This window comes from Mobiluncus sp., from assembly GCF_034180645.1.
Taxonomy (GTDB): Bacteria; Actinomycetota; Actinomycetes; order Actinomycetales; family Actinomycetaceae; genus Mobiluncus.
In genome coordinates this window covers 81,534-103,364 of sequence record NZ_JAXFNY010000006.1, presented here as the reverse complement: position 1 = coordinate 103,364, position 21,831 = coordinate 81,534, and the positions used below count along the sequence as shown (strand labels likewise).

Here is a 21,831-nt window from a genome sequence, read left to right as displayed (position 1 = left end):
GGGGATATAAGGTGTCTGAGAACCAGGAAAACCAAGATACACAGAAAAACAATGAGACAGGAGTTCCGACTCCTCATCCCTTGCCCGGGGAAGCAAAGAAATCCCTTTTCGAGGGAGCTACCGCCGAGGAATTGTTCCCGAAAAAAGATCTCAGCTCAGGTGGTTCCCAAGAATACGATGACGCGGACTTCACGGAACCAGACACCCACCGAGAGGAACAACTGCCCGACTCGGTAGTGATTGCTCGTGCGGACGCCTTGGGCTCGAAGGTCAAAAAGAACAAATCATCAAAGAAATCCGACCACAAGCCCCTGGAGCTTAAGAAAGAAGACGGACTGACTCCCGACGGACTGCAGAAGCTACCCAAAGGACGCTTCGCCGACCGAGAGTTGTCCTGGCTAGCCTTTAACCAACGCGTGTTTGAGCAGGCCCAAGACCCCCGCCTGCACCTGTTGGAGCGGGCGTGGTTCTTGACTATCTATTGTTCCAACTTGGACGAGTTCTATATGGTGCGTGTCGCGGGTCTGAAGCGCCGCATCGCCGCTGGGTTCGCGACAGTGTCCGCTTCGGGGTTGACACCGCGTCAGCTGGAGGGCGAAATCAGCCGTCGCTCTCATGAGATGACCGGTAACGTCTACCGTTATTTCCAAGACGAGATTCGCCCGGCCTTGGATAAAGCTGGTTTGGTCATCACCGACTGGGATAGCCTGAACGAAACCCATCACGAAATCCTGCACCGCTACTTCCGCAACCAGGTGTTTCCTATCCTGTCGCCGCTGGCAGTAGACCCATCGCACCCTTTCCCATACATCACTGGGCTGTCGCTGAACCTGGCGATAATTGTGCGCAACCCCAACACCGGCAAAGAACACTTTGCTCGGATTAAGGTGCCGCCCATCCTGCCGCGTTTCGTGGCAGTGACCGAAAACGGGGTCGAAAATGACCCCTCCAGTGTAATTCTGGCGGGAGAAAAGGTCCATTTCGTGCCTATCGAACAGATTATTTCTGCGCACCTGGACCATTTGTTCCCCGGTATGGAAATTAAAGAAGCCCACGAGTTCAGGGTGACCCGTAACGAAGATTTGGAAGTCGAGGAAGACGATGCGGAAAATATTTTGACCGCAATGGAATCCGAACTCGCGAAACGGCGTTTCGGGCCGGCGGTACGTCTGGAAGTGGCAGAATCCATGCCGGCGTTCCTGCTGGACTTCTTAAAAGAAAACCTCGAAATCGGGACTTCCGACGTGTTCCGGCTCCCCGCGCCGCTGGACTTACGCGGTCTCAACGACCTGCATGATCTGGATATTCCCCAACTCAAATATCCTCCCTATGTTCCCGTGACCCCGGCCGGGCTGGCCGAAAAAGAATCATCGAAAACCGCGGATATTTTCAGCTCCATTCGTAATCACGATGTGCTGATACACCTTCCGTATGATTCTTTCGCCACCTCGGTGCAGCAATTCATCGTGCAAGCCGCTCAAGATCCGAACGTTTTGGCAATCAAACAGACCCTGTACCGTACTTCTGGCGATTCCCCTATTGTTCAGGCCCTGATTGACGCGGCTCGCGCCGGTAAACAGGTCGTGGCCATCGTCGAGATTAAAGCGCGTTTCGATGAGGAAGCCAATATCGGCTGGGCTCGCAAGATGGAACGCGCTGGGGTTCACGTGGTTTACGGTCTGGTCGGTCTCAAGACTCACTGTAAGCTGTGCCTGGTGGTACGTCAAGAACCCGATGGGCTGCATCGCTACTGCCACGTTGGTACCGGCAACTATCACCCCAAGACAGCTCGCGGGTACGAGGACCTGGGTCTGCTGACCGATGACCGCGAGGTTGCCCAGGACCTGACGCGTTTGTTCAACCAGCTCAGCGGATACGCGCCGCGTTCGTCTTTCCACCGTTTGCTGGTCGCGCCCCGCTCCATTCGTGATGGCTTGATTGAGCGGATTAACCGCGAAATTGCTAACAAGAAAGCGGGTAAGAAAGCGGAAATCCTGTTCAAAATCAACTCGATTGTGGACGAACGCCTGACGGACGCACTCTACCGGGCTTCCCAAGCGGGGGTTCCGGTGATGATTCAGGTTCGCGGCATTTGTTCCATTAAGCCAGGTATCCCCGGCCTCAGCGATAACATTCGGGTCGTTTCTATCTTGGGACGATTCCTGGAGCATTCGCGAGTCTATGCGTTTAAGAACGATGGGGATCCGGAAGTCTGGATTGGGTCCGCGGACCTGATGCACCGTAACTTGGATCGCCGCGTCGAGGCGCTGGTGAAAATTGTGGACCCGGAACAGATTCAATATTTGGTTGATCTGGTCAAACACGGCATGGCAGACACTACCGCTTCGTGGCGGTTGATGCCCGACCAGCAGTGGGTGCGAGTCAATACGAATGAGGCTGGGTTGCGTCTGGAGGACATCCAGGAAACCTTGATGAGCCGCGCCTCCTCGCGCGTGTCGGGACGTGGCGGTGTCTCCCGGAATTGAGGTCGACGTGACGCGGTATCCGAGTTGTGACGTAATGAGCCAGGCTAGACCGTGTCGGAACGGTACGGAAAAGCCTGGTCGGTGAGATTTGCAAGGTTGGGTGGACAGAAAAGGGAAGTGAATGAGCAAAGTTTTAGCTGCCGGCGGGGTGGTTTGGCGCGGTGGGGAAGTTCGTCCTGCCTTGGAGGGGACACCCACCCAAACCCCTTATGAATTTTTGGTCGTCCACCGGCCAAAGTACGACGACTGGTCCCTACCAAAGGGAAAACTGGAACTCGGCGAACTGCTACCTGCTTGTGCGGTACGTGAAATCGCCGAGGAGACGGGAGTTCAGGTTTGCCTGGGCCCCCAGCTTGGGGTCACGACTTACCCGGTGGAGGGTGCCGAGAAACAGGTGACGTACTGGTTGGCTCAGGTGCGCCACAGCGCGGCGATACTGGCCCGCTCCTATGCGGAACCGGCCTCGCCATATGAGATAAACGAAACCCGTTGGGTCGACCAGGCCCAAGCGCAGGAGCTTTTGACTCAAGAATACGACCGCAATCTGGTAGCACACGCGGAGCAATGTCTGTCGCAGGGGTGGGGTGACTCGACTCCAGTCATGTTGGTTCGCCACGGAAAAGCCAAGAATCGACTGAAGTGGAAGACCGATGATTCGCTGCGTCCCTTGAAAAAACGTGGTAAGCACCAGGCCGCGGCATTGGCCTCCACCTTGAGTGCATTCGGGATTTCTCGGCTGTATTGTTCGCCGTGGAAGCGTTGCGAGCAAACGGTACGCCCGTACTTGAAAGCTAGCGGGATTAGGTGTGAATACCCGGATGTGTTGAGCGAGGACGGCTTTGCCGCCAATCCTTATGGCGGCTTGGAACTGTTGCGTACACAGCTCAAGGCGGCGCTGACGGAAGGCCCAACTGCCCTGTGTTCCCACGCTCCCGTCCTGATTCCGCTGATTCGGGCTTTGGGTAACGACTTCTTAGAAGAAACCCTGGTGCCTCTGGAAACCGGGGAATCCTTGATTGTTCACGTAATCTCAGACGCCGAGGGCAGCCCAAAGCTCATTGCCGCCGAGCGCGCAGGAGCCGAACCTCCTGTCGGTTACGTGCAGGATTAATGTGATTTTTCGGTAATCACAAGTTTATTCGGCCGGTTTTTCGAGTTCTCTCGGTTGCCGGTGGGCGGCGCTGCCTAAATCCGAAACAGGAATTCCAACAGGGTGTAGACCACGGCTGCAACCGCGGCGGCGGCGGGGAGAGTCAGAACCCAGGCCACCACAATGTTTCCGGCTGTTCCCCAGCGCACTGCGGAAAGCCTGCGGGTCGCGCCCACTCCCATGATGGCGGTGGTCACGGTATGGGTGGTGGAGATCGGGGCGTGCCAGATGAAAGCCGTGAAGTACAGCACCCCCGCGGCAACCGTCTCGGAGACGAAACCGTCGGCCGGATTGACATGAATCACCCTCGAACCCAAGGTTTTCATGATGCGAAACCCGCCCACGAAAGTGCCGGCCGCGATGGCTGTAGCCGCCGCGAACTTGACCCATAGAGGAATCGGGTCGTCCAAGTCGACGTGACCGGAAGCTACCAGAGCGATGAAAATGACCCCCATGGTCTTTTGGGCATCTTGCAAACCGTGACCCAGGGCTAGAGCCGCGGAGGAAAACTTTTGACCAACCCGAAATTTACGCATGGTTCGGTGGTAAGCCAGGTTCTTCATAGACACCATAACCAGGCTCATCAGCACATACGCGAAAGTGAAACCGATGAGCGGGGAAACCACCATCGGAATCAAGACGTGAGAAGTAATCGTCGCCCAGTTCACCGTGACGCCCGCAGCTAAACCCGCTCCCGCCAAGCCGCCAATCAGCGCGTGAGAGGACGAGGAAGGCAATCCGAAATACCAGGTGATGATGTTCCAACAAATGGCCCCGATCAAGCCACCAAGAATAATCAACAGGCCGTGGGCTCTTTCAGCGTGGGAAACCGCCGTAGCATATCCAGACATATCAATGATTCCAGACCCGATGGTCTTTGCCACTTCAGTTCCCAGTAGAGATCCCGCTAGGTTCATGACCGCAGCCATAGCCAAGGCGGTACGCGGTTCCCAAGCTCGCGTGGAAATTGCGGTGGCGATGGCGTTGGCGGCATCGTGAAAACCATTGGTGAAATCAAAAGCAACTGCGATGATAACGACGCAAACAACCAGTACCAGAGAAATGTCCATCTGGGAGAACCCTCAAGATTCCTTAATCGCAATGCCTTCGACCAGAGCAGCCAGATGCTCGAATGCGTCGCAGGCATCCTCCAGCCGCTCGGTGACATCTTTTAGTTTGATGACCGCTATCGGGTCAGGATTATTATTCACAATGTCGGACAGGCAGTGCATATAAATCTGGTCGGCTTGGTTCTCTAAGCGGTTGACTTCCACCCAGTACTCGCGCAGCTCGTCCAAAGTTTTCAGGCGGGGCATAGCACTAGCGGTAACAGCGGCACACTTTTGGAGGATAGCCGCCTGTTTGTGCAAGCACTCGGGGATTTCTTGCAGCTGGTAGACCACGATGAGGTTCCCGGCTTCATCAATCAAATCCATGCAATCATCGAGTCGGTAAGCCAGTTCGCTGAGGTCATCACGATCGAGAGGGGTGACAAAAGTCTGGTTGATTTTGTTCATGAACGCGTGGGTCAAATCATCGGAGGAATTCTCGACCGCGTGCAAGTCGTTGCGCTCTGCGTCGCGCTGAGCGGGGGGGAGAGCCATCAACTTTGCCAAGATATCGGTACCTTCAATCAGGTTGCCGGCAATTTCGGTGAGCTGCTCGAAAAATCTCTCGTCTTTGGCGCGATGGAACAGGCCCATTTTTCACCCTTCTTTGTGATGGATTCGGCGAACTTGGGGACTTTGAGAACCGGTTTTAACAGTTCTGGCAGAATCTGTTTTGTCAGCCTTGACTACTCTATCCGTTCGGAGCCTTCATTGTAAAAACGGTGTAAATTCTGGAGCAATGCGCGCGGTACTGAGGGCATCGCCTGGAGCTTTGTCAGGTTAAAGGGTAGTTAAAGAGAAATTTAATTTAAATCTAGAGACAAAGTTTCGCGGGTGTGGTAATTTAAATAATAAGACATCGATGTCCGTAGAAGCCCCGGGCTCCATATACTGCCGCTACGAGCGGCCTTCGCGCCGACAGGCGCTTTACGGTTTCGGTGTCGTTGAAGGCTCCGCTCGTCGGAGCCTTCAAAGTTTTAACCCTCTCGGAACACGTAATCCGGTCAGTTCCTGAGAGTTCCCCAACTTATGAGAGAATCGGAATATGACTTCCCAGCCCAACGCGGAGATACCGAATCCTTCGCTGACCGACACGGTAAAAATTACGCGCCGCGTGCGGCGGGAGGAACACCAGGCAGAAAAGATTGAAAAGCTGCCGAAAGTTCCTGAGTCCCTGATAGGGCGAGTTATCTGTGCCCACCCCGAGATTATTACCGCCCTGGCTGCTTTGGGAATGTCCCTGATTTTTTTGCTTCCTTCCGATTTTCTGACCGTAGCTGCAGCCATCGCGGTGGTATGTTTTGCTTACGGCTGGGCGCATTTGGCGCATCTGCCCGCCCCGCGAGCCTCTTTCATCTTGCTGACCGTATTCGGGGTGTTGGCTTTGTTGTCGGGAAGAATCTTTGGAGATTTCTCGATAGTGGCAGAAGTCGTGGGATTGGGAGTCATTGGGGCTTTCATCGCGGAAATGGTGCGTCGCCCCCGGCAGGACTTGCTGAACTCAGTTGCGGGCAACGTGGCGGGAATCCTCATCGTTTCCACTGCCGGGGCTTGGGTCATGCTCGAGACGGAAACACTGTGGTACTTCCTCTTGGTGCCCGGAGCAGTCACTCTCATCGGAGGATGCATCGGGATGGCGATGAGCGCCAACTGGCACTTGAAATGGAGAGTTTTCACGGGAATCCTGTTCTCGGTAATTTTCGGTTTGGCAGCCGGGGCCGCCATCCTTGTGATGGAAGGAACTTCCCGGGATCAGCTGGTGCTTTTCGCTGGAGGCCACCTTCCCAGCCTGACCGTGGCCCTAGTTTCCGGCCTGCTGTTGGGAGTGGTGTTTGGAATCGCGTTCGCGTCATTGACCGTGCTTTTCAGCGGAGACTTGGCTCCGTCAACAGTTTCGGCTGCGGTGAGCCAGGCTTTCATTCCCGTTCTGGCGGCGTCCGTTCCGCTATACATTCTGGCGCGGCTCTTAGTGGGGCAGGGCCCTACACTTGCTTGAGGGATTGTTTCTCACGTCAGCGTCCAAAGTGGTGAACAGGGGGTAAAAATGCAGGTCACCTATCCGAGTATCGACCGGATCTGGCCGGGAACGGCGATAGAGGCGGGCTGGAATCACGGCACAGAACTGCTCGAAGGCCGTGGCTACGCCACTATTCCTCTGGGAGTGCTAAAAGTCTCCGGGCCGGATCGCTGGGCTTGGCTGAACTCTATCAGCACCCAGGACTTCTCCAACTGGGAGCCTGCCTCACCGCGCGAAGCCCTCATCCTCGACCCCACCGGACACATAGAGCTGAGTTTTTTCGCAGTCGATGATGACAGCGCCGTGTGGATTTTGACTGAAGAACCGGGGGGTGCCGCCATTTTTTTCCAGTCGATGCGATTCCGTTCCCGCGTTGAAATTGCCGATGTGAGCGCGGACTTTGCGGTCTTGGGCTATCTGAACACTGGCGATGCTATCTCCCCAGCGGCCCGGTTCTGGAGCGAACATTCCTCTGTGACCTGGACTGATCCGTGGCCCGGTCCGGTGGGAAACACGACTACTTTCGCCACAGCGGGCACAAGCCATCCGGGAGACGACCCCGCAGCCCCGCACCGTAAACTAGCGGTAGTTTCGCGTATAGATCTGCCCAAGTTCGAGGCCAAAGCGGCCGTGAGCGGTCTGGTAAAAGCGGACTTGGGTGCTTGGGAAGCCGTGAGAATTGCCCTGTGGCGCCCCCGCCTGGGACGTGAAGGCAAACCGGGGACCCTCCCTCATGAGTTGGACTGGCTGCGCGTCGCCGTCAGTTTGCAAAAGGGTTGCTATCCCGGTCAAGAAACCGTGGCGAAACTAACCAACCGGGGACGTCCTCCGCGCCGACTCACGTTTTTCGACCTTGATGGGTCCCGCGAGGAACTTCCAGCCATAGGTTCCCCCCTGACTTTGGAGTCTGACGGTTGCGAAGTTGGGGTGCTGACCTCGGTGGCGTACCATCCCACGGACGGGCAAATCGGTCTGGGGTTGGTCAAACGTCAGGTTGACCCTGCGGAAATGCTGCTGGTGGAAGGAATGCGTGCCGCCCCAAGCATCATCGTGGATCCGAGCGGGGAAAACCCGCGCCGCCTGGATGATAGCCAGCTGGGCGGCTTACTGGGCTTGAAAGCGAGGAAATAAAATGTCGAATGTTTTCGCGGCCATCAACTCGGCGCAAACGTTACTGGTGCTGGGATTGGTCCTGGTTGTGGTGGGAATGAGCCTGTATGCCTTGATACACGCCCTGACTACCCCAGCCCAAGCTTTTCCAACGGAGGGTAAACGAACTCGCAATTTTTGGGCTCTGCTGAATCTGCTGGCACTCGTGATTTCCTTTCTGGGACTGACGCCCAACGCTTTTGTTGGCTTGTTCGGGGTGATGATGGCTCTGATTATTCCCGCGGTTTATCTGGCGGATGTGCGTCCCGCCGTGGCTTCGTGGCGCCGGCGGGGCAAGAACTCGCGAGGAACCGGTCAACGTCCCCCCACGCCCTGGTGAATCCCGGAACAGACCGGCCAAAACGGCACAGAACAGGAGAACGAAAACTCATGCGGGCAGTGATTCAACGTGTTGCAGGCGCAAAATGCGCGGTTAACGGCGAGGTTACCGGCGAATTTGCCGGACCTGGACTGGTGGTACTGCTGGGGGTCACGCATACTGACGGTACGGCACAGGTCGAAAAAATGGCGCGCAAGATTGCGAATTTGCGTATTTTTGACGCTCCCGGTGCCTACGATGCTGCTGGCGGGTCTGAGAAGCTGGCACAAGCGCGTGGTGCGGAAGTTTCCGCGCTCCAGCTGGGTCTGCCGGTGCTGTTGATTAGCCAATTCACGCTCTACGGAGACGCTCGCAAAGGCAATCGCCCCTCGTGGGTGGCAGCGGCACCGGGAGAGGTCGCTCAACCGCTGGTCGATGCGGTGGGAGCAGCGCTGCAGGATCAAGGAATGCAGGTGGAACGGGGAATTTTCGGGGCAGACATGAAAGTTAGTTTCACCAATGACGGGCCTTTCACGATTCTGTTGGAAGTGTGAATTAGCCGGTAGTGAACACGGTCGCGTTTTCACGGCGCGGGGGCATAAATTGGTTACGAGTGTAAAAGGGAGTGCGTATGTTTGAAAGATTTACCGACCGAGCCCGCCGGGTGGTGGTGTTAGCCCAAGACGAAGCCCGCCGGCTGAACCAAAACTACATCGGCACGGAGCACCTGCTGCTGGGGCTAATCCACGAAGGTGACGGTATTGCGGCGCGGGCTTTGGAAACGATGGGTATCTCGCTGGAGGCCGTGCGCGCTCAGGTCATTGAGATTATCGGCGAGGGTGAACAGCCTACCACCGGCCACATTCCCTTTACGCCGCGCGCCCGCAAGGTGCTGGAATTTTCTATGCGTGAGGCTCTGCAGCTGGGACACAACTACATCGGCACTGAACATATCCTGCTGGGGCTGCTGCGGGAAGGCGACGGGGTCGCCGCCCAAGTCCTCATTAAACTCGGCGCTGACCTGAACAATGTGCGCCAGACTGTCATTGAACTGCTGTCTGGTTACCAAGGCAGCCAGCCTCAACAGAGCGGTCGCGACACGGTGGGTGTCGGCGGCGGACGAGCGGATAACCCCAACGCGGGGGGCAACTCGGCGATTTTGGACCAATTCGGACGCAACCTCACCCAGGCTGCGCGCGAGTCCAAACTTGACCCAGTTATCGGGCGGACCAAGGAAATGGAACGCGTCATGCAAATCCTGTCCCGGCGCACCAAGAACAATCCCGTCTTGGTCGGCGAACCCGGGGTGGGTAAAACCGCCGTGGTGGAAGGCCTGGCTCAGGGCATTGTCCGCGGCGACGTCCCGGAAACTTTGAAAGATAAACAGCTTTATTCCTTGGATATGGGTTCCTTGGTGGCGGGCTCGCGCTACCGCGGTGACTTCGAGGAACGTCTCAAGAAGGTACTGAAGGAAATCCGCACCCGTGGGGACATCATCTTGTTCATCGATGAGATTCATACCCTGGTTGGTGCGGGGGCGGCAGAAGGTGCGATTGACGCCGCCTCGATTCTGAAGCCCATGCTAGCGCGTGGCGAGCTGCAGACTATTGGCGCTACCACCATTGACGAGTACCGCAAGTACATTGAGAAAGACTCCGCTCTGGAACGCCGTTTCCAGCCGGTGAAAGTCGAAGAACCCAGTGTAGAAGAAACCGTCGCCATCCTCAAAGGGCTGCGGGATCGCTACGAATCCCACCACCGGGTCATGATTACTGACGCGGCTCTCGCTGCCGCGGCTCAGCTCGCTGACCGTTACGTTTCTGACAGGTTTTTGCCAGATAAGGCGATTGACCTGGTTGACGAAGCTGGGGCGCGCCTACGCATCAAGCGGATGACGGCTCCTCCGGAGCTGAAAGAAGTTGACGAGAAAATCGCCAAGGCTCGTCAAGCGAAAGAGGCCGCCATTGACGCCCAGGACTTCGAAAAGGCTGCCCAGCTGCGTGACGAAGAAAAGAATCTGACGGAAGAACGCGCGGCGAAGGAATCCCAGTGGCGACAAGGTGAAGACACCTCCGAGTCGGTGGTTGACGAAGAACAAATCGCCGAGGTTTTGGCGATGGCCACCGGCATTCCGGTGTTCAAACTCACTCAGGCAGAATCCTCGAAACTGCTGCGGATGGAGGACGAGTTACACAAGCGCATCATCGGTCAGGACGAAGCGGTCAAAGCTGTGTCCCAGTCCATTCGCCGCACCCGTGCTGGTCTGAAAGACCCGAAGCGTCCCGGCGGCTCGTTTGTGTTCGCCGGCCCGACCGGGGTGGGCAAGACCGAGCTCGCCAAGGCACTGGCAGAATTCCTCTTTGGAGACGAGAACGCTCTGGTACAGCTAGATATGTCCGAGTTCTCGGAAAAGCATACGGCTTCCCGACTGTTCGGTTCGCCTCCGGGCTACGTCGGCTATGACGAGGGCGGTCAGCTCACCGAAAAGGTGCGCCGCAAGCCCTTCAGCGTAGTGCTGTTCGATGAAGTGGAGAAGGCCCACCCGGACATCTTTAACAGCTTGCTGCAGGTATTAGAGGAGGGCCACCTCACCGATTCACAAGGTCGCCTGGTCGATTTTAAGAACACCATCATCATCATGACCACGAACCTCGGCACTCGCGAAATCAACAAGGGGGTGCTGACCGGTTTCCAGGCCAGCGGTGAGCTGTCCACGGACTATCAGCGGATGAAGGGCAAGGTTCAGGAAGAACTGAAACAGCACTTCCGGCCCGAATTCCTCAACCGTGTGGATGAAATCGTGGTGTTCCCGCAGCTTGAAAAGGCCGAAATCCTCCAGATTGTTGATTTGATGGTCGCCAAGCTCGACGATCGGATGCTGGATCAGGGTATGGCTTTGCAGCTGACGCCCTCGGCGCGAGCTCTGTTGGCGCACAAGGGCTTTGACAAGACGTTGGGGGCTCGTCCGTTGCGTCGGGCCGTGCAGCGCGAAATTGAGGATGTCTTGTCTGAAAAGATTTTGTTCTCTGAACTACGTGAAGGTCAGACCGTCACGGTAGATGTCGAGCCGAAGTTCATCAAGCACGAATCTGCGGACAAGCTCAATGGGACGGATTGGGAGTTCACCGACGACGCCGAGTTCAAGTTTACCGGCGAGGATGGTCTGCCCGAGGGCCGGACGCAACAGCGCCGCAAGCTCGAAGACGTGACCGCGGCGACGATTCGGGAGGCCGAACTGGCGGCTAAGGAAGCGGAAGAATCCCCGGACAAGGAACCCGCTTCGTAAACGCCTTGATGCCAGCACGCGGGTCCGCCCCGGCGGGCCCGCGAAACATTTATTCCCAACGCCAGGTTCGATTCTTTTCAGATTCAAACCAGTGGTGGGTTCCTGGATGAGCACGTTACGGGGTATATTCGTATGAGTTAACTATTTTTGTGCAGCGTCAAGGGAGAGGCCGAACGTATGTCCACCGCTATCCACGATGAACAGTGGTTTGAGCGGGTATTTGCGGAACACAGCACGGCCATAGTGCGATTTCTCTATAGACGCGGAGCCTATAGCGATGCCGAGGACCTCGCCGCCGAAGTCTTTACCGTGATGTGGAAGAAAAAAACCGAGATCCCCGATGGAGCCGAACTGCCCTGGCTGTACAAAACCGCCGGCTTGACCTTGGCTAACTGGTACCGCAAAAAGAAGTCCCTGCCGATGGGAGATAACCAGGAAAACTTGGATTGCACCGATTTTTCCGACCCTGCTCAACTCGTTGTTGAGGATCAGGGAATGCGAGCTGCCCTGCTGAACCTCAGTGAACGCGACCGCGAGATTATCTTGGCGGTCGCGTGGGAAGGGCTGAGCGGCGTTGCCTTAGCGCAATACCTGGGAGTGAGCCGTTCGGCCGCGGATGCAGCCTTATCTCGGGCACGAAAACGGCTGGAGGAAGCAATTGAAAAAAATACTTCTTAAAAAAGTGTAAGAAACGCCAGGCCAGTTACATGTATATGTTGCAAGGTCGAAACTGCGCCGGGCCTGAGGACGGTTTCGACCAGCCAATCTTGAATAAATAGAACGACAAAATACGGTAATCACAGCGATTGCTGTCCAGAAGAAGGACGGGGAAGTGGACAACCACGAAAATGAGATGAGCGGGCTGGAGGCTCTGCGCTCACTCGACCCTGCCCGGAATCTGCCCGTCAATTTGGATTCTTTGCGCGCTAAGGTTGCTGCGCAGATGGAGTCCGAAGGTCTGGCTTTTGAGGCTCAGCCGCCCACGCATGTGGTTCCGGTGGAAGCGGTGGATGCTCAGGCCCCGGTGGCTGAAGTCGTTTCTCTGGCGGTGCGGCGTCACACCTTGGCGGTGCGGCGCAACTGGCTGGTTGGTTTGAGCGCGGCCGCTGCTGCGACGGTGGTAGGTTTCACCGGGTGGAGCGTGCTTTCCCCCGGCGAACCGGGTGAAGTGCCCAGTCAAGACGACGGTGTCGTGGTTACGGATGGGCCGCTTATTATCGCCGCCGGCTCTGAGACTGTGATACCCGGAGCCAGTCAGCGTTTGGAACACATCGGCGATGTAGAGTTCGTAGCGACGGGCAATTTTTCCACGGTTCCTACCAAAGCCCCGATTTCGCGGGTCGGGAAAGGTGCCAAAGTATCCGCTGGTCAAGTCCAGAAAGTCGCAGACTCTTTGGGGATGAAGGGTTCCGTTAAAAAGAGCGGCGCCGGATTTACGGTTACTGACACCAAAGGGGCGACCTTGACGGTCACCGTGGGTCAGCTGACCTCTTTGAGCTTTGATAATCCCTCCGCGGTGCGGATGGAATGCGTACCGGTGAAGCCCGGAGACGGCACTATAGAGCTGCCGAATCCCGACGCGACCAGGAATCCCTCGGGGAACTCCACTCCGAGCCCCAATAACCCCGCTACCCCGAGTACCCCTAGTACTCCCAGTACCACCCCTTCGGAACCTAGTGACCCGATTGAGATCACACCGACACCGAAGTGGACTCCAACTCCGACTGAAACTCCGACGGAGACGGTCCCGCCGGCCGTGCGTCCCGATGGGCCGGAACCGAGCCACCCCAACACAGCGGGAGCTCAGCGCAACGTGGAAACCTCTGATACCGCCAACTTGTCGGGGACAGCTGTCGAGGTCGGACAACTGCAGGTATTGCTGATTGTGACTGAAACTACGGATCCTTCCGGGTCTTCCCTGGTGGAGTCCGTTGAGCCCCAGTCGACCCAAAACCCTTCACCTGGCCCGACACCCTGTGTCATGAAAGTGGTGGGCAACGCGCCCTCTTCTGAAACAGCCATTGCCCAAGTTGAGAAAGTGGCTGCTTCCCTGGGCGCTACCGTGATGAGCCGCTCGGCAGGAACCAGCCAGAAAGATGGTCTGACCACGGTGAGTGTCCCGGTTAAGATGCCCGGTCAAGCACAAGCCCAAAACTGGAAAGCCGTGGTTTCAGAAACCGGAGTGGCTTCGATTCGCGCCAATCTGGGCAAGGAAACGAAGATTGGCGAGTACAAGGTCATTTCTGAGGCTCAGGCAGTGCAGCGCCTCAACGACCCGAAGTATGGTCCTTTGGATGTACGCAACCAAAAGGGTTTGCCAGCCAAGATTGACGGCAAAATCGACTTGGTGAGTGCCCGGCTGATTAGTCAGCCAGTCAAGCAAAGGGACGGTTCCATACTGGACATGCCGGTCTATCTATTGACTGACGCTCAGGGGCGGGTCTGGACCGTCTTGGCAGTAGCGGAATAAGCCCGTTCCAAAAACTTTTATATTTGTTCCTTTCAATCAAGCAGGTTCCTCGCCCGTTGTCGCGGGAGGGGAACCTGCCGCATTTTCCGGTGTTCCCGTTTTACAGCGCGACCAAGGGGCGATTAAACCGGTTAGGACGTTGGGCCGTACCAGGCTCGAGACGTGGCGAAACCCGTGAGGGGGCGCAAATAGGGCGGTGTGAGTGAGAAGGGAAATATTGCTAGGATGGTTTTGGCGCGTGGTGCGCAGATAGTTCGAAAAAGTTGGAGGCTTAACACATGCCCAAATTCGTTTACCGTTTTGCAGAAGGCAATAAGGATCAGAAGGACCTGTTGGGTGGCAAGGGTGCAAACCTGGCGGAGATGAGCAACCTCGGGTTGCCGGTTCCCCCGGGATTTACGATTACTACCGATGCCTGCCGAGCTTACCTGAAGGAAGGTAAAGTCCCGGAGGAAACTACCGTGCAGGTCACCAAGGCTTTGCGTGAAGTAGAAGAAACCGTTGGCCGCGAGTTGGGTGCGGCTGAGGACCCGCTGTTGGTGTCGGTGCGTTCTGGCGCAAAGTTCTCCATGCCCGGCATGATGGAAACCGTTTTGAATGTCGGTCTGAACGACAAATCCGTGGAAGGCTTAGCCAAGGTAGCCGGCAGTGACCGCTTCGCTTGGGATTCATACCGTCGCTTGATTCAAATGTTCGGCAAGACCGTGCAGGATATTGATGGCGACCTGTTCTCCGATGCGTTGGACAACATGAAAAAGAACCGCGGAGCTAAGGCAGACACCGATTTGAATGCCAGCGATCTGAAAGAACTCACCGCTCAGTTCAAAGAAATCGTTGAGGCACAAACCGGCAAGCCGTTCCCGCAAGATCCGCGCACCCAGATGGACATGGCGATTGAAGCCGTGTTCCGTTCCTGGAACTCTGAACGCGCTCGCATCTATCGTCGCCGCGAGCGGATTCCTCACGACTTGGGCACCGCCGTCAACATTGTGACCATGGTGTTCGGCAATATGGGCGAGGACTCCGGCACCGGGGTGTGCTTCACCCGTGACCCCTCCTCGGGCCGTCCGGGGGTGTACGGCGACATCCTCATGAACGCTCAGGGCGAAGACGTGGTGGCCGGTATCCGCAACACCGAAACCCTGAAAGACCTGGAGGGACACGACAAAAAGTCCTATGACGAACTGTTGGGTATTATGCGGAAGCTCGAAACCCACTACGAGGACATGTGCGATATCGAGTTCACCATCGAACGTGGCAAGCTGTGGATGCTGCAGGTGCGTGTGGGCAAACGCACCCCGGCCGCGGCTTTCCGAATCGCCACCCAGCTGGTTGATGAAGGTTTGATTACCACCGATGAAGCTCTGCTGCGGGTCACTGGTGAACAGCTGCAAAACTTGATGTTCCCGATGTTTGACATGTCCGGTAAGCCCGAGGTGTTCACCAAGGGTATGGCTGCGTCTCCCGGGGCTGCGGTGGGCAAGATTGTGTTTGATAACGACGCTGCCGAGGCTTCCGCTAACGCGGGAGTGCCGTGCATCCTGGTGCGTCGTGAGACGAACCCTGACGACCTGCGGGGTATGGTTGCGGCCGCGGGCGTGTTGACCAGCCGCGGTGGCAAGACTTCCCACGCTGCGGTAGTGGCTCGTGGCATGGGCAAGACCTGTGTGGTCGGGGCAGAAACCATCGTGGTTGACCAAGCCGCTAAGACCGCTACCGTAGGGGACACCGTCCTGCACGAAGGGGACGAAATCTCCATTGACGGCGGTACCGGCGAGGTGTTCCTCGGCGTGGTTCCGGTGCAGGATTCCCCGGTGACCACTTACCTGTCTCACGGTTTGCAGGCCGGTTTGGATGCTTCGGCCACCGAAGATGAGAAGGACTTGATTAAGGCAGTCGATCGGTTGATGACCCACGCTGATGAGGTTCGTCGCCTGGTGGTGCGCACTAACGCCGACACTCCCGCGGACACGCAGCGGGCTTTGGACTTCGGTGCGGAAGGTATCGGCTTGTGCCGTACCGAGCATATGTTCCTCGGCGATCGTCGACCCCTGGTAGAGAAACTGATTCTTTCCCCAGAAGGGTCCGATGAACGTCAACACGCCCTGGACGCCTTGGAGCCGCTGCAAAAGGGCGACTTTACGGAAATGCTTAAGATTATGGACGGCAAACATATGACCGTTCGTCTCATTGACCCGCCGCTGCACGAGTTCCTGCCGGACTTGACGACTCTGGAAATTAAGAACGCGGTGGCTAAAGCACAGGGTGAAACGCTCTCGGAGGAAGACCAGCACATGCTGGCTGCCGTGCGCCGGATGCATGAAGAAAACCCGATGCTGGGTCTGCGCGGCGTCCGCTTGGGTATTTACCTGCCGGGCTTGTTTAAGATGCAGATGAAGGCGCTGGTTTCGGCGGCTTGCGAGTTAAAGAAGGAGGGCTTGGACCCGCATCCGGAGATTATGGTTCCGCTGATTGGTTCCATTCGTGAGCTCCAGCTGGTGCGTGATGAAGCCGAGGAGATCATTGCTCAGGTTCAGGGTGAATACGGCGTTACCTTTGATGTCCCGGTGGGCTGCATGATTGAGCTGCCGCGTGCCGCCATGACCGCTGACACCATCGCCAAGGAAGCCGAGTTCTTTAGCTTTGGCACCAACGACCTGACCCAAACCACGTGGGGATTCAGCCGTGACGACGTGGAAGGCGTGTTCTTCCCGCAGTACGTGGAAGCCGGAATCTTCGGGGTTTCCCCGTTCGAATCCATCGACACCCACGGGGTGGGTCGCGTTGTCGCCGAAGGTGTGAAGCGCGGACGGTCCACCAAACCGAATCTGCCGATGGGTATCTGTGGTGAACACGGTGGCGATCCGATTTCGATTCACTTCTTCCACCAGGTCGGGCTGGATTACGTGTCCTGTTCGCCGTTCCGGGTGCCGGTGGCTCGCCTCGAGGCGGGTCGCGCCGCTGCGGAACATCTGAAGTGGGACGAGTCCGCCACGCAAGGTGTGGAGTAGTCCGCAGCCTCCAATTAAATAAACCGCATTTTTTGGTGCCGGGTTCCGTCAAGGGCCCGGCACCGGCGGTTTTAGAAAGAACGAGTTTTAATAACGAAAGACAATTGTTGAAAAAAGATTTTAGCTAGGTTAGGCTTAGTTTCGTGCGATTGTGTGAATGTCCTGTTGGGGTTCCTATGATTATGGTGGATTTAGGGTGTCACAACAGATTCTGTGGGCGGATTCACGAGCTGGGTCTGCGTCCCGGCACGCGTTTCACAGTCACGCAAAAGGGTGCTTTTGGAGGTCGTGTTCTCTTCGTGCGCGGGACTCGTTTGGCGGTGGATCGCGGTTTTGCCAAGACCGCCTTGGTGCGCCCCTGCATCCAGTTTGCGCAAAAGCTCGGTTTGGACCAGGAAAAGGCCGCCCTCGAAGCCGCGTTAGCTCTCCACGACCTTTCGCCGCAATTCGTGCCCCGTTTGGCGGCCTGTGGCATTGCGGCACACCTCGAGGACTCCCCGAAAGATATCCTCGCGGCAGACAACGGAGAGTAAACATCCGATGAACTGCCCCAAATGCAATCCGCTACCGCCCGAATCTGCCGATCTCTTAACCACAATGGCAGTCGCGCAGACACATCGTGTTTACCTGCCCAAGCGCGACACCACCAACGTGGTCTTGGTAGGAAACCCCAATGTGGGGAAATCTTCGCTGTTTAACACCCTGACCGGAATGCATCAAACGGTCGTGAATGCACCCGGAACCACGGTAGAAGTCTTTACCGGTTTCAATAAGTCGCTGGGGGTGCGTTTTATCGACACCCCCGGAACGTACTCGCTGGTGCCCAATTCTCCTGATGAGTCCGTGGTGGTTCAAACTTTGGCGGGACAACCCGGTTCGATAACCGACATCGGACGAGACGACGGAGGAATTGACCTGGTCGTAACCCTTTTAGACGCCAGCGCACTGTCGCGCTCCCTGTACCTGTTGGCACAGGTAGCCCAGACCGGTCTACCGGTTGCGGTCATCCTGACCATGCAGGACGTTGCCGCGCAAAGCGATGAGGCTATTGACGCGGATAATCTGTCCTGTCTGCTGGGAGTCCCCGTAGCGACGATGAATCCGCGGACCGGCGAAGGTTTGCAGGACGCGACACGACTCATTGCCGCGGCATTGCAGAATCCGACTTACATCAGCGGTTTGCCCTGGGATGTTAATGCCCCCGGCTACAACCAGGCGGCAGTCACGGCGGCCAAAGCCTTACTGTCCAGGATGCCCGCGCCAGTTGAGGCCGAGACCGAAAGCGGCTCTGGCCTTTTGACCCATGATATTTCCGCAAGTCTCAGCCCCTGCGGCGGGACAAATTGTCAACCGGGTGAACCATCGGGTCGCCCGCTTCCAGGGCTAATCACCGAACCAATGGAAGAAACACAGCGGGCAGCTTTGCTTTTCGACTGGATTGAAAATATCGAATCCGGTTTGCGTCAGGAACGTATCGAAGTTCCGCGGGCGACGCGCTCGGACAAAGTCGATCGGGTGCTGCTCAATCCTTTTGCTGGTACTTTGCTTTTCATGTTGGCTATGTACGCGGTGTTTTGGCTAGCCAATACATTCGCGGCAATTTTTCAAGATCCTCTCGAGGGGATTTTTGATGCTGTCGGCGGCTGGGATTTCACGATTCCCGCCCAGCTTCTCAAGGTGCCATTTACCTCCATCGGAGCTCCCGGCCAGGACATCACAGTGTTTCATGCCCCTTCTCTAGCCGATGGTGTGTTGACTTGGTTGACATGGATGGGCTGGGATAACCCGATTTTACAGGGTTTATTGATAAACGGACTGTTGACCGGTATGGGGGTCGTACTGTCTTTCGCTCCGCTGATGCTGGTCATGTTCGCCGCCATAGCCGTCATGGAGGACTCCGGTTATATGGCTCGCGTTGCCTTCCTGGGTGACCGCATGATGCGTGCCATTGGTTTAGACGGCCGAGTCATCATGCCCTTCATCGTGGGATTTGGCTGTAACCTTCCCACTTTGGCGGCGCTGCGTACCGTTCCGGATTCCCGCCAGCGCATGATGGCAGTCATCCTCACCCCATATATCACCTGTTCGGCGCGCATGATTGTCTATATGTTCATCGCCCAAGTGTTCTTTGGCACTCATGCCACCGAAGTGGTGTGGTTGATGTACTTCCTGTCCATAGTCATGGTGGTCTTGGGAGGGTTGCTGTTGCGTCCGCTGTTCATGCGCGCTTCCACCGGGGCGCCGCTGATGCTGGTTCTTCCCGCTTACCAGACCCCTCGAGGCATCATCTTGGTGCGTTCAGCTTTGCAGCGCACCTGGGCTTTTCTCAAGGGCGCGGGTAAGGTCATTGTGGTGATGACCATCGTGATTTGGCTCCTGATGGTTACGCCTGTTACCGGTGAGGGCCGTTTTGGGGAGGCCCTGCCAGCCGATGAATCTGCTTACGGGGTGGCGGCTTCGGCGATAGCTCCTGTGTTTGCCCCCGCCGGTTTCGGCGACTGGCACCTAACGGGATCGCTGATAACCGGGTTTGTCGCGAAAGAAACCATGCTGGGCGCGCTGGCGGCGACCTACACCGATGTCGATATTTCCGAACAGGACGTAGCTGCTGCCCAAGACGCCGGAAGCCCCACCCCGACTATGCGCGAACTGACCCGCGAAACGTTCACCGATTCCGCAGGCTCCGCGGCGGCGGCACCCGTGGCTGCCCTAGCGTTCCTGATTTTTGTTTTGACTTACACCCCGTGTCTGGCTACCGTCGCCGAACAGTGGCGTCAGCTGGGGGCGAAACGCGTCTGCGCGGCGGTAGGCGGACAGCTGATTATCGCCTGGCTGCTCGCGGTAGCAGTGTTCCAAGTGGGCCGCATCTTTGTTTGAGATAACCTTATGAACAGCGCTGATGACCCTAAATACGCAATGCAGGCCGCGGGAAAAACATTACGGAGCGCGTCTGGTGAATCTCGTGCCGCGATCTTTATCGACTCTCTGAGCCAAGGTTCTACTTTCTTAGCGGCGGTGAGGCGTAGTGGGGTGAGTGTGGAACACGGGCAGCTGCTTTTAGAGCACCTGCGCCGCACGGGACTGTTGGCGAACCGAAATAACTCGGTAAACACGTCTTGTGCTCACGGGGCTTGCGTGCCGGGAGAAGTAACCCCCATGAGTGACCAACAGCGTCTTCACTGTGTTGGCTGCCCTCTAAGTCAGCTTTAAATAAGGATATCAATCCAGGTAATAAGCGTTTGGAAACAGATTTGCTTATTTATTTAGGATGCCGGAGTGAGAAATCCAAGCCGCCACTTCCGCGAAAAACTCGGCACGTTCCAGAGGCTGGGACAGTGTTAAATCGTGCAAACCGGACATCTGCTGCAGCGTTAATCCGCCGCCCACCCGACCGTAAAGGGTATTAATCCGATCTTCGATGAGATTTCCATTCAATACCGTGTCAGTATGGCGCGCCGCCTCAGTCCAGTCCACTAAGGCGGTTTTATAAGAATAGTCCCGCTCAGAACTGTTGTCACGCTCACGAATATGCCTTGACATGGTTGACAGGTAAAGACGGCGCTTTTCCAGGTTTCGGCACAGCGGTGTCTTCCCGGCAGACTTCCACTTTTTTCCCATCAGAGAGTCAATTCGGGCAATCTCGGGATGATAAAAAGCATCCGGGTCATGCGCTGCGGTCAGGCAGAGGACCGGTTGGTTGGAAAAACGAGCATGATCCACCAGCCATTGCTGGGTGCTGAGGATGGCAGAGAGCCATCCAAATAGAATCGGTGCTCCGTCAATAATGCGCCACTGCGGGTTTGTGACCCAGCCGCACACGGCCGGATCATTGCCAAAGGGAACCAAGCGGCGGGGCAGGGGAGAACCAATCGTGGTATACCCCGCCAAAGAATCCTGGTAAACCGTAGAACCAGGGCCAAGCATCGGTACGTGCAGCCCCTTCAAATATTTGGAAATGATGGTGCTTACAGTATTGCCGGCGGGGATTCCGGATACGTCTTGCACCACCCAGGGAGAAATAAAGATGAGACCGTCATAGGCATCGTGGTGGCGTGACGCCCACCCGGAAACTACGGCACCACCGTTGGAATGAGCCATCACGACTACAGGCAAATCAGGGTGTTCCTGGCGAGCCGTGGCGAGGGCCCAATCCAGCTCCCGGTCGTAGGTTGTGTAATCGTCTTCGTAGCAGTTGAAAGGAATTAAGCCGGAGCGTCTCGGCATATTTCGACCATAACGGTGCAGGTCAATCCCGTAAAAGGCGGCGCCCATATGGGTCATCATCCGGGCTAGATGAGCTTGATAAAAATAGTCATTCCACCCGTGGACATAGACGGCGATAAATTGCGGAGCTGAGGGTGCGTCAAGCTCGTCAAGAACTGTAATTTCGCGACCCCGCAGCTCTGGAGTTAAGTAATCCTGCAGGTAATCCAGGTTTCGGGCGGGTGAATCATCCCACCGTGATGAAACGTCAGACTGAGAATTGCTGCCTGCACGCTGCTGCGGGCTGGCTGAGGGCGGAAGAATCCGGAAACTGCCCTGGTTGGGCTCCCCTCCCGGCTTCACGTTGACCGGGACTATGCGGTCGGGTAGCTGTGATTTTGGATCCTCAGTGGGGGTGTAGCGCACCAAAGTAGCGGAACGCGGGGAAATCTGATCAGGTTCCAACTGGAGTTTAGCGGCGCCAAATCCGGGACCCAGTACATCAGGAAGGTATCGCATTCTCGAATTCTAACGTGCCTCGCGTGTCGCGGCGGGAGAATGGCTGATTTCCCGAGGCTGTGGCGGCAGAACAGCGTGACCGCAGTGTTAGCCGGCGAGGCGGGCGACTGAG

At 56.7% G+C, this 21,831-nt stretch carries 15 protein-coding genes; 12 read left to right on the top strand and 3 right to left on the bottom strand.

What is annotated here, in order from left to right:
- Positions 1 to 11 precede the first annotated feature (11 nt).
- Together SPI05_RS02200 and SPI05_RS02195 are read left to right on the top strand one after the other, a co-directional pair.
- On the top strand, positions 12 to 2,486 hold the full coding sequence (locus SPI05_RS02200) for an RNA degradosome polyphosphate kinase (RefSeq protein WP_321075742.1): 2,475 nt from the start codon (positions 12 to 14) through the stop codon (positions 2,484 to 2,486).
- A gap of 121 nt (positions 2,487 to 2,607) precedes the next feature.
- Positions 2,608 to 3,597: an NUDIX hydrolase gene (locus SPI05_RS02195; protein WP_321075741.1), complete on the top strand. Its 990-nt coding sequence runs from the start codon at positions 2,608 to 2,610 to the stop codon at positions 3,595 to 3,597.
- Positions 3,598 to 3,671: 74 nt separating this feature from the next.
- Here the strand turns inward: SPI05_RS02195 and SPI05_RS02190 are convergent, their stop codons facing one another.
- Both SPI05_RS02190 and SPI05_RS02185 read right to left on the bottom strand, forming a co-directional pair.
- A complete protein-coding gene (locus tag SPI05_RS02190; protein WP_321075739.1) occupies positions 3,672 to 4,706 on the bottom strand; it encodes an inorganic phosphate transporter in 1,035 nt (344 codons plus the stop codon).
- 12 nt (positions 4,707 to 4,718) lie between these two features.
- Positions 4,719 to 5,339 carry a DUF47 domain-containing protein gene (locus tag SPI05_RS02185; protein ID WP_295026402.1) on the bottom strand — a complete coding sequence of 207 codons (621 nt, stop codon included), beginning with the start codon at positions 5,337 to 5,339 and terminating at the stop codon, positions 4,719 to 4,721.
- 451 nt (positions 5,340 to 5,790) lie between these two features.
- On the opposite strand from SPI05_RS02185, the gene SPI05_RS02180 reads away from it, so the two are divergent.
- From SPI05_RS02180 to feoB, 10 genes are all read left to right on the top strand, one after another.
- Positions 5,791 to 6,741, top strand: a complete 951-nt coding sequence (locus SPI05_RS02180; RefSeq protein ID WP_321075735.1) for a beta-carotene 15,15'-monooxygenase — start codon at positions 5,791 to 5,793, stop codon at positions 6,739 to 6,741.
- A 48-nt stretch (positions 6,742 to 6,789) separates the two neighbouring features.
- Entirely contained in the window at positions 6,790 to 7,893 is a 1,104-nt protein-coding gene (locus SPI05_RS02175) for a folate-binding protein (protein WP_321075733.1), read from the top strand.
- A gap of 1 nt (position 7,894) precedes the next feature.
- Entirely contained in the window at positions 7,895 to 8,251 is a 357-nt protein-coding gene (locus SPI05_RS02170; protein ID WP_321075731.1) for a DUF2516 family protein, read from the top strand.
- A 50-nt stretch (positions 8,252 to 8,301) separates the two neighbouring features.
- Positions 8,302 to 8,784: a D-aminoacyl-tRNA deacylase gene (gene dtd / locus SPI05_RS02165; RefSeq protein ID WP_321075730.1), complete on the top strand. Its 483-nt coding sequence runs from the start codon at positions 8,302 to 8,304 to the stop codon at positions 8,782 to 8,784.
- A 77-nt stretch (positions 8,785 to 8,861) separates the two neighbouring features.
- Positions 8,862 to 11,516 (top strand): ATP-dependent Clp protease ATP-binding subunit, encoded by a 2,655-nt coding sequence (locus SPI05_RS02160; protein WP_321075727.1) that lies wholly within the window; start codon positions 8,862 to 8,864, stop codon positions 11,514 to 11,516.
- Between the two features lie 177 nt (positions 11,517 to 11,693).
- Positions 11,694 to 12,194: an RNA polymerase sigma factor gene (locus SPI05_RS02155; RefSeq protein WP_321075725.1), complete on the top strand. Its 501-nt coding sequence runs from the start codon at positions 11,694 to 11,696 to the stop codon at positions 12,192 to 12,194.
- A gap of 154 nt (positions 12,195 to 12,348) precedes the next feature.
- Positions 12,349 to 13,986, top strand: coding sequence for a hypothetical protein (locus tag SPI05_RS02150; RefSeq protein ID WP_321075723.1), 1,638 nt, complete (start codon positions 12,349 to 12,351; stop codon positions 13,984 to 13,986).
- Positions 13,987 to 14,264: 278 nt separating this feature from the next.
- A complete protein-coding gene (gene ppdK, locus SPI05_RS02145; RefSeq protein ID WP_321075721.1) occupies positions 14,265 to 16,997 on the top strand; it encodes a pyruvate, phosphate dikinase in 2,733 nt (910 codons plus the stop codon).
- A 143-nt stretch (positions 16,998 to 17,140) separates the two neighbouring features.
- Positions 17,141 to 17,530 carry a FeoA family protein gene (locus tag SPI05_RS02140; RefSeq protein ID WP_321075720.1) on the top strand — a complete coding sequence of 130 codons (390 nt, stop codon included), beginning with the start codon at positions 17,141 to 17,143 and terminating at the stop codon, positions 17,528 to 17,530.
- Between the two features lie 7 nt (positions 17,531 to 17,537).
- Positions 17,538 to 19,874, top strand: a complete 2,337-nt coding sequence (gene feoB, locus SPI05_RS02135; RefSeq protein ID WP_321075718.1) for a ferrous iron transport protein B — start codon at positions 17,538 to 17,540, stop codon at positions 19,872 to 19,874.
- Positions 19,875 to 20,252: 378 nt separating this feature from the next.
- Here the strand turns inward: feoB and SPI05_RS02130 are convergent, their stop codons facing one another.
- Positions 20,253 to 21,719 (bottom strand): alpha/beta hydrolase, encoded by a 1,467-nt coding sequence (locus SPI05_RS02130; protein WP_321075716.1) that lies wholly within the window; start codon positions 21,717 to 21,719, stop codon positions 20,253 to 20,255.
- Between the last annotated feature and the right edge of the window lie 112 nt (positions 21,720 to 21,831).

Excerpts from the sequence above, each read along its gene's own strand:
- SPI05_RS02195 (WP_321075741.1), top strand. The coding sequence starts at position 2,608 with ATGAGCAAAGTTTTAGCTGCCGGCGGGGTGGTTTGGCGCGGTGGGGAA.
- SPI05_RS02190 (WP_321075739.1), bottom strand. The coding sequence starts at position 4,706 with ATGGACATTTCTCTGGTACTGGTTGTTTGCGTCGTTATCATCGCAGTT.
- SPI05_RS02185 (WP_295026402.1), bottom strand. The coding sequence starts at position 5,339 with ATGGGCCTGTTCCATCGCGCCAAAGACGAGAGATTTTTCGAGCAGCTC.
- SPI05_RS02180 (WP_321075735.1), top strand. The coding sequence starts at position 5,791 with ATGACTTCCCAGCCCAACGCGGAGATACCGAATCCTTCGCTGACCGAC.
- SPI05_RS02175 (WP_321075733.1), top strand. The coding sequence starts at position 6,790 with ATGCAGGTCACCTATCCGAGTATCGACCGGATCTGGCCGGGAACGGCG.
- SPI05_RS02170 (WP_321075731.1), top strand. The coding sequence starts at position 7,895 with ATGTCGAATGTTTTCGCGGCCATCAACTCGGCGCAAACGTTACTGGTG.
- dtd (WP_321075730.1), top strand. The coding sequence starts at position 8,302 with ATGCGGGCAGTGATTCAACGTGTTGCAGGCGCAAAATGCGCGGTTAAC.
- SPI05_RS02160 (WP_321075727.1), top strand. The coding sequence starts at position 8,862 with ATGTTTGAAAGATTTACCGACCGAGCCCGCCGGGTGGTGGTGTTAGCC.
- SPI05_RS02155 (WP_321075725.1), top strand. The coding sequence starts at position 11,694 with ATGTCCACCGCTATCCACGATGAACAGTGGTTTGAGCGGGTATTTGCG.
- ppdK (WP_321075721.1), top strand. The coding sequence starts at position 14,265 with ATGCCCAAATTCGTTTACCGTTTTGCAGAAGGCAATAAGGATCAGAAG.
- feoB (WP_321075718.1), top strand. The coding sequence starts at position 17,538 with ATGAACTGCCCCAAATGCAATCCGCTACCGCCCGAATCTGCCGATCTC.
- SPI05_RS02130 (WP_321075716.1), bottom strand. The coding sequence starts at position 21,719 with ATGCGATACCTTCCTGATGTACTGGGTCCCGGATTTGGCGCCGCTAAA.